Origin of the sequence: Bacillus cereus group sp. BfR-BA-01309 (assembly GCF_022664315.1) — a bacterium.
Taxonomy (GTDB): Bacteria; Bacillota; Bacilli; order Bacillales; family Bacillaceae_G; genus Bacillus_A; species Bacillus_A mobilis.
On the sequence record NZ_JAKUHE010000022.1, the window covers coordinates 48,442 to 56,182 of the forward strand.

Sequence of the window (7,741 nt, forward strand, 5' to 3'; positions counted from 1 at the left end):
AACAGACGTTTTTAAAGAATGATTTTTTATAACATGTTTTGTATCTCAAAAAGCTTACATATAATATAGTGTACTCTTTGCCAGCAAGATTCATCTTGTTTTCAGGGACACTTAACAACAAGTGAGCCTTTTATTCACCTTATCTACTAAGATACATACAATATGCATAGTCACCTCAGTATTAACCATGGGGCACCTTCCAGGGAGCCCTTTATTATTTTCTGGGTATTAGTCCATTTTACGAAACAAGCCGTTTTGTTTAAGTTGTTCCCAATTTCCCATAAATTACATATATTGAGATGAATAGTCGTTACTGTATATTCACCTTCAGAGCGTCTTCTTCTCTAGACGCTCTACACATTTATCATTAAATTTTTATTTAAAACACTCACATTTTGTATAAAACAAGCATATATTTACATAGACAAGACATAGCTTTCTATTATGCATGTACAAAAATTGTGCATGCTTTTTTCGCATATATAATAAAAATTCACGCAGAAATTGCACACCCTTTTTACTTACTAAATTCAGCAAGTAAAATATTTTTATAAGGACTAGGGCTGTCCGCTCTACCCAAACTGTTCCAATTGACTACCAATGTATGCTTACCTCCACGTTTAGCTCCAACAAGAGTAGTAAACCCTAGAGCACCACCTGTGTGTCCCCATATCGAGACACCGTTTGGAAGTTTGGTTTCAAAGATTCCAAGACCATATCCATCCATTCCATCTCTTCCTGTAGGAACTGTAGTAAGCATTTGTTTTAGTTGCTGTTCTTTCAGTAGTTTACCACCGAGCAAATAAGAGAAAAATTTATTTAAATCATCAGCAGTAGAAATCATTTCTCCATCCGAGCTACCTGGGTTAGAATAGGTAACGTCTATTAGCTCACTTGCTTTGTCTGGCTGGACATATCCACGGGCATGCTTTGTACCTGGAATAACGCTTGAATTACCAGGTAGAAATGTATTCGACAATTCAAGCGGCTCAATAATCCTGTCTTCAATTTCTTCCGAATAGCTGTTGCCGGTTACTTTTTCAATAAGAATACCCAGTAATACATATCCTGTATTTGAATAAGACCAGCCCTTCCCTGGGGCAAAATCTGGGGGAAGAGAAATCCCCATCTTTACAAATTCTTCAGCCGTATACGATTTTTTTGTATCCATAATGTCAAAGTCTGTTGATTGTATGTAATCAGCGATACCACTTGTATGATTCAATACTTGCCGGATGGTAATCTGTTTACCATCATATCCGTTCCCTCGAATGACACCAGGCAACCATTTTTCAATGGAATCGTCTAGATTCAAACGATTCTCTCCAGCTAATTGAAGTAGAACTGTTGCAACAAACGTTTTTGTCACGCTGCCAATACGAAAGCGAAAATCCGTTCTCATTGGTTTCTTGGTTCTGAGATCCGCTATTCCAGTGGCATACCCCCACGTTTTCCCGCCTTCGGAAGTTTTAGCAAGTATCCCCGGGTATCCAAGTTGTAATGTATCCCGCATTGCTTGTTTGACAGAATTACGATCTCGTTGAGTGCTTGTTTGTAACGAACTAGATACATTTTGAGTGGACTCCGCTTTTACAATTGAGGTTGGTGTTGAGTATAACAGGGAACTTCCAGCTATTAATAGGGCAAGACTTGCAAATGTAATTCGACTACGTGTTTTCATAAGATATTCTGCTCCTCTATTCATATTGTTTAGATGCTTGCTGTTTCATACAAACCACACAGTTATCCTCTCTACCAATAAAAAAAGTCAACAATTAAGTAAAAACATAATCAGTGTGCGTCTTGCTGCTCGTTAATACGGGGTAAAGTTAACATTGTGCTCTTTCACTATACAATAGATAGAAAATTCCAAATATCTATTTTTCTTACAAGAAGATTACAAAGTTGTCACCCCATATCCATCAACTTAAGAAAAATAAAGACTCCAAAGAAGAAAAGATGAGCTGAATTCTTATGAAAAACTGTAAAAAAGTAACATTTTATATTTCACGTATCAAATCGAAATTGTATTTGATACGTGAAAATCATTCTTTCATATTCATCATTGCAAAAAGATAAAACGAGAAAGATTGGAATGCCATTTGTATGGGCAACTAATTGCCATTCTACTCTGGTCTTCTACTATGTTTCAAATGCGGCAATTACTTCTTATGAAAAAGAGCTACTAGTTATATAAGAATAAGTTCGAGTCAGTATAAAAATAGAAAGACTTCTTGTACAAAAATATTTTTGAGAGAGGTCTTTCCATTTTTAAAGTTATTCAATTATTATCTTAAAAACATTGTATATTTATTGCTCGAAAACAATTAACCAAAATTAGTTTTATTGTATACATCCCACGTTTAAACTTTTTTTACAAATTCTGATTTTAATTTCATAGCTCCAAACCCATCAATTTTACAATCAATATCATGGTCTCCACCTACTAAACGGATATTTTTTACTTTTGTCCCAATTTTCACTACCGATGACGTTCCTTTTACTTTAAGATCCTTAATTACTGTTATAGAATCACCATCTTTTAAGACATTCCCGTTTGCATCTTTAATTGTCTTTGTATCTTCACTATTTTCAATTTCTGCTTCTAGAGTCCACTCATGGGCACATTCTGGGCAAACAAAAAGATTTCCATCTTCGTAGGTGTATTCTGAGTTACATTTTGGGCAATTAGGTAAATTAGACATATTTATAATTCCTCCACGCGTTGTTATTTATTGTATATAGTCTTTTAAAACTTTTTTATAAATGTTTTGAGAACTTACTTTGTATATGAAATATATTTTTTAAAATTCTAATGCCTTTGATTTCTTTTTTATTGTATTAACTTCCTGGCATTGCTGGGAGAGATGGGCACATTCATGAAAAGCAAAATGCTTACAACCTAAACATTTTCCCTTATTCAAGTGTTTTAGAGCACAGTTAATTGCTTCGCCTGTATGTTCAAAAAAGTTCTCTATTCCAATCTCAGCGTATAATCCATTTTTAGTTAGAGTTGTTTTCAAATCTGATTGAGCCCCTGAAATAAGGAGGACGCCACCCTGATTTTTATAATGTTGGATAATATTCCTAAAGTAAGCCTCGCCTGTTGTGTCAATAAAGGGAACCTTACCCATACGTAAAATTAAAACTTTTGGTTTATAATGAATTGTCGCTAAAATATTTTGTTCAAATGTTTGTGCAGCTCCAAAAAATAAGGGCCCTTCTATTGTATAAATACTAATTTGTGGGCAATCATGAGCTTTATTTACCACATGTGGTAATAATTTTTCATTCTTTGTTGTATGATCAGGAAGAACTTTTGACATGACAAGCATATTACTCATACGAGTTGTAAACAAAATAATAGCTAAAATAAGACCGATTTCCACAGCCGTTGTCAAACTTGTAAATACAGTAAGGGAAAATGTTACTAATAATACAAGAGAATCTCCGGTCTTCATTTTAAGTATATGAACAAAATGCTGTTGCTCACTCATGTTCCACGCTACCACCATTAAAATAGGAGCCATACTAGCAAGTGGGATGTGCGAAGCGTATGGAGCTAACAGTAGAAGTGTAAATAACACAAATACTCCGTGAATCACACCGGACAAGGGGGTAACAGCTCCACTTTTGATATTAGTTGCTGTTCGAGCAATTGCTCCAGTCGCCGGAATTCCTCCAAATAACGGGGTAACAATATTAGCAATTCCTTGCCCAATAAGCTCTTTATTACTGTTATGTTTACTATTTGTCATCCCATCCGCGACGACAGCAGATAAAAGAGACTCAATACCACCTAACATAGCAATAACAAATGCAGGACCAATTAAATGTTGGATACGCTCTACTGTGATCTCTGGAATATCAAACTGAGGTAGTGTATTTGGAATCGTACCATATGCTGTACCAATAGTAGGTACATGACCTGAGAAAAATATAGTTGAAATTATAGTTGAAATCAAAACACCTACTAATGAACCCGGTACTTTTGGCATAATTTTTGGTGTTACGAGTATAACGAAAAAACAAATCAAAGCAGTTACTACATTATAAAAATTAGTGGTACCGATATGAGTAAATATTTCTTTCAAGTTTGCTAAAAAGTCCTCATGTTTTTTAATACCTGTTAAACCTAAAAAACTAGCAATTTGTCCAGTGAATATAATAACAGCTATACCTGAAGTAAAACCAATTGTTACAGGACGTGGTATGAACTTAATTAACGAACCTAATTTAAAAATTCCCATAAGGCATAAGATAATTCCAGCCATCAAACCAGCGAGCAGTAAATTTTCATACCCATAAGTAATGACAATTCCTAAAAGAATAGGAACAAAAGCCCCTGTAGGTCCTCCAATTTGATACCTTGAACCACCAAATAGAGAAATAAGTATCCCGGCAATACACGTTGTATAAATTCCATACTCTGGGTTTACACCAGAAGCTATGGCAAAAGACATAGCAAGAGGAATCGCAACAACTCCAACAATCAGTCCTGAAAGAAGATCTTTTTGAAAATGCCCTAATGAATATCCTTCAAACCTTCCCGTAAATAAACCTCTCATTACAAACCCTTCTTTTCTCTTTTTAATAAACCCAGATTACAAATATGTTTCGCATTCGCTTATACAGGAGGATTTAATTTTTATAAAAGAGAACGACATCCTAATACTTACTATAAGTTTTGCTTAAATGACGTTCTAATCTTCCTATATCTCCACCTTGTTGTACATGGAACTTTAATCTTTCCGCTAGAAGTTCTCCAGCCCGACTATCTAGCTTCTTTGTATCAATAAACGACGTGATTTTTACTTTATCTGGAGTAATATCTCTACGAAACATCTGTCCCGGAATATCAGTCCAAAAACGATTCCATTCTTCTAATAATCCAATTTGATCAAATAAAAAGTTCTGAATGCCACATAACCAGGCTGTGCAAGCTGTATTCCTTTTTTGACATCCAATACCATCCTGTAAATGTTGACATGAAAAACAACAAGAATATCCACTTTTAATGCAAACATTACAAACATGATAAGCTCCTATAGAGTGAAATATCTCAATTCCATGTTGGATGACATCTTCTTTTTTAACCTCGAGACTCAATTTATCCCTCCTTCATTACTTCACTTTCTGCCTCATCTAACTCTTCTAACATTGAAATTGTATCAATTAAATGATTATTGAAAATTTTTCGTGTAACGACTAATAAATTCATGATCATAGGATCTCGAAGGGAGTATAATACTCGTTTTCCATCTTTAGTGCCGACAACAATATTTTTAGCGCGTAATACACTTAATTGTTGAGAAACAGCAGAACCTTCTTTTTTAAGAATGCTTTGAATTTCATTTACACTTTTTTCACCTTCTGATAGAACTTCCAAAATACCTATTCGTAAAGGATGAGATAAAGCTTTAAAGAAATCTGCTTTAAACTGTTGCATTTCGGTTCCCATTAAAACACCTCTAATATTTATTTGTATTTTAAATTTGAAAAGTATCATATACATCTTCAAATGTTTGAATATGTATATGATACTTCTAGAGCTTAGAATTTTCAATGAAAATTTAAACTAACTAAAAATAATGGTTTTCTGTTGAGGGATTTTCTTGCGTTAAAAACACCATTTATTCTAGACTATATTTCTAGTGACAACTTTGAAGAAGTTAAAGGATGCACGAAAGCCTTAGGATCTTGTGGTAAATGTCTTCCTGAAGTTGTGAAAAAGCATAACATTTCACTTGTAAAAATTACTGGTGAAGCGGTTATCTTAATCTTGTATTTATGCTATTGTATAAAACTGTATAATCTTATATGATATATGGGTTGTTTCAATAAATTTTATAAAGAGGTATCATTCTATGAAATTCGAAGACAAGCGTATGTTAGGAATTCAACGAGGTTCTTTATTAATAACAAAGGAAAATCACTACTTAGTTATAAAAAAAAGTGAAAATTACTCATTAATTAATATTAATAATTTAGAATGTATGCGTTTTGAAGTTCCTTTGGAACACGTAGAAGAAATGGTAGTTGAAGATTTAAAGGAGACAATCCAAGAAATTATTGCCCCAGAACATATTAAATTGGTGGCTAAAAATATTTTGTAGAGGTATTTTTACATCACCATAAAGTCAAAGAGAATTTGTGTCCATATAAGAAAAAAACGCCATTCTTTTTGTAAAAAGATACGAAAAGAATAGCGTTTTTTTATGTCACCACATGCCGTGGATTAGTCAGTAGGCTAAGTCTGTCCAAAGAAAATATCGTGCACAAGATTTTAGTTTCTCTATGTGTTTGATTAAGCCAAAATATTGCCCATACCTCATCGAGGCAACTACGTAGTTGATTGGAAGCAGAAAAAATCATTGTTATCTTTGGAGTAACTCCACCATCTCTTCAATTTTATTTCTAACTAACTTCTCTTCTAAATACGCATTCTCCACTATTTATCATTACTAAATTCCAACCCTCATACAGTAAATTATTTAATTTACTGACATCAATATCAACACCGTCTGGTTTTAATAATTTTTGAAAATCAATCATTCTATATTCAAATTTCTTCATTTCTTATTCTCCTTTTTAATCAGTTTAAAAACGAAGGTGAATTAATACATACATTGCTAAACCATTTGGGTATTTCAAGTAAATAACTTTTGTAGCCATCGTCTTGATAGAAAAGTCTAAAAGTATGCACTTTATATAAAATTGTTCTCTATTATAAATGCAAAAAGAAGATGGAGAAGCAGCGAGTAAAAAAACGTACTAGTTCCTGATATTATAGAAAGAGTACGTATGCACTTAGAAATTCATGAAAAATCCCCATGTACACTCGTACTCTTAAATAATTATTTTTTATTATCAAATATGATTTTTACTGTTTTTCTTTTTGCGTTTATTGAAAAATATGAGCGCTCCTCCTAAACTAATTAAAATCATCCCTAAAGATGTCAACGAACCATTTATTTCATTAAAACCACCTGTTTTAGGAAGACTTGGGTTTTGATTTTCTGGATCTTTTGGTTCTACTGGATCTTTTGGCTCAATTGGATCTTTTGGTTCTACTGGATCTTTTGGTTCAATTGGATCTTTTGGTTCTACTGGATCTTTTGGCTCAATTGGATCTTTTGGTTCTACTGGATCTTTTGGCTCAATTGGATCTTTTGGTTCAATTGGATCTTTTGGTTCAATTGGATCCTTCGGCTCCACATCTACTGGTACTTTTGGTTTATGCGGATTCTCTGGATCCTTTGGATCCGCTACAATTGCCACGTTCTCAATGGTACCTGCATCTTCTTTTGTAATCTTAGCGATAAAGGTTACTTTCGCTTCCCCTACACCACTGATTTCTGGAACAACTACTTTAAAGTAGTTACCGTTTACTTCTGCATCTACCTTTTTGCCATCTAACTGAATGCTTGATGCATCTAGCTCTAAACCTTCTGGCAACGTATCTTCAATTACTACATTGTTCACTGTAGTCTTATCAACTACATTTCTCGCAACGATTGTATACGTTACTTTCTCTCCTGGTTGTACTACTTTTTTATCCGCTAATTTCGCAGCTTCAATTTTACCTTTAGGCTCCACATCCACTGGCACTTTTGGTTTATGTGGATTCTCTGGATCCTTTGGATCCGTTACAATTGCCACGTTCTCAATGGTACCTGCATCTTCTTTTGTAATCTTAGCGATAAAGGTTACTTTCGCTTCCCCTACACCACTGATTTCT

Annotated in this window: 8 protein-coding genes and 1 pseudogene; 2 read left to right on the forward strand and 7 right to left on the reverse strand. The window is 33.9% G+C overall.

Going from position 1 to position 7,741, the window contains the following annotated elements; genetic code table 11:
* Nucleotides 1-517: 517 nt before the first annotated feature.
* Entirely contained in the window at nt 518-1,681 is a 1,164-nt protein-coding gene (locus MR115_RS26475; RefSeq protein ID WP_242243263.1) for a serine hydrolase domain-containing protein, read from the reverse strand.
* A 331-nt stretch (nt 1,682-2,012) separates the two neighbouring features.
* On the opposite strand from MR115_RS26475, the pseudogene MR115_RS26480 reads away from it, so the two are divergent.
* Nucleotides 2,013-2,180 (forward strand): annotated as a pseudogene (locus MR115_RS26480) (transposase); the annotation flags it as partial.
* Nucleotides 2,181-2,363: 183 nt separating this feature from the next.
* On the opposite strand, the gene MR115_RS26485 reads toward MR115_RS26480, so the two are convergent.
* The 4 genes from MR115_RS26485 to MR115_RS26500 all read right to left on the reverse strand — a co-directional run bounded on the left by MR115_RS26485 (nt 2,364) and on the right by MR115_RS26500 (nt 5,461).
* Nucleotides 2,364-2,705, reverse strand: a complete 342-nt coding sequence (locus tag MR115_RS26485) for a zinc ribbon domain-containing protein YjdM (RefSeq protein WP_242243264.1) — start codon at nt 2,703-2,705, stop codon at nt 2,364-2,366.
* Between the two features lie 99 nt (nt 2,706-2,804).
* A complete protein-coding gene (locus MR115_RS26490) occupies nt 2,805-4,568 on the reverse strand; it encodes a SulP family inorganic anion transporter (protein ID WP_242243265.1) in 1,764 nt (587 codons plus the stop codon).
* Between the two features lie 100 nt (nt 4,569-4,668).
* The gene (locus MR115_RS26495) at nt 4,669-5,109 is read right to left on the reverse strand and encodes a DNA mismatch repair protein (RefSeq protein ID WP_242243266.1); all 441 of its coding nucleotides are present in this window, start codon (nt 5,107-5,109) and stop codon (nt 4,669-4,671) included.
* Between the two features lies 1 nt (nt 5,110).
* Nucleotides 5,111-5,461 carry an ArsR/SmtB family transcription factor gene (locus tag MR115_RS26500; protein ID WP_097817197.1) on the reverse strand — a complete coding sequence of 117 codons (351 nt, stop codon included), beginning with the start codon at nt 5,459-5,461 and terminating at the stop codon, nt 5,111-5,113.
* A 406-nt stretch (nt 5,462-5,867) separates the two neighbouring features.
* On the opposite strand from MR115_RS26500, the gene MR115_RS26505 reads away from it, so the two are divergent.
* Nucleotides 5,868-6,116, forward strand: coding sequence for a hypothetical protein (locus tag MR115_RS26505; RefSeq protein ID WP_242243267.1), 249 nt, complete (start codon nt 5,868-5,870; stop codon nt 6,114-6,116).
* A 301-nt stretch (nt 6,117-6,417) separates the two neighbouring features.
* Here the strand turns inward: MR115_RS26505 and MR115_RS26510 are convergent, their stop codons facing one another.
* A complete protein-coding gene (locus tag MR115_RS26510) occupies nt 6,418-6,576 on the reverse strand; it encodes a DUF4177 domain-containing protein (protein ID WP_242243268.1) in 159 nt (52 codons plus the stop codon).
* A gap of 294 nt (nt 6,577-6,870) precedes the next feature.
* The coding region (locus tag MR115_RS26515; RefSeq protein WP_242243269.1) for an isopeptide-forming domain-containing fimbrial protein at nt 6,871-7,741 on the reverse strand (871 nt) is incomplete at its 5' end.

Excerpts from the sequence above, each read along its gene's own strand:
- MR115_RS26475 (WP_242243263.1), bottom strand. The coding sequence starts at position 1,681 with ATGAAAACACGTAGTCGAATTACATTTGCAAGTCTTGCCCTATTAATA.
- MR115_RS26485 (WP_242243264.1), bottom strand. The coding sequence starts at position 2,705 with ATGTCTAATTTACCTAATTGCCCAAAATGTAACTCAGAATACACCTAC.
- MR115_RS26490 (WP_242243265.1), bottom strand. The coding sequence starts at position 4,568 with ATGAGAGGTTTATTTACGGGAAGGTTTGAAGGATATTCATTAGGGCAT.
- MR115_RS26500 (WP_097817197.1), bottom strand. The coding sequence starts at position 5,461 with ATGGGAACCGAAATGCAACAGTTTAAAGCAGATTTCTTTAAAGCTTTA.
- MR115_RS26505 (WP_242243267.1), top strand. The coding sequence starts at position 5,868 with ATGAAATTCGAAGACAAGCGTATGTTAGGAATTCAACGAGGTTCTTTA.
- MR115_RS26510 (WP_242243268.1), bottom strand. The coding sequence starts at position 6,576 with ATGAAGAAATTTGAATATAGAATGATTGATTTTCAAAAATTATTAAAA.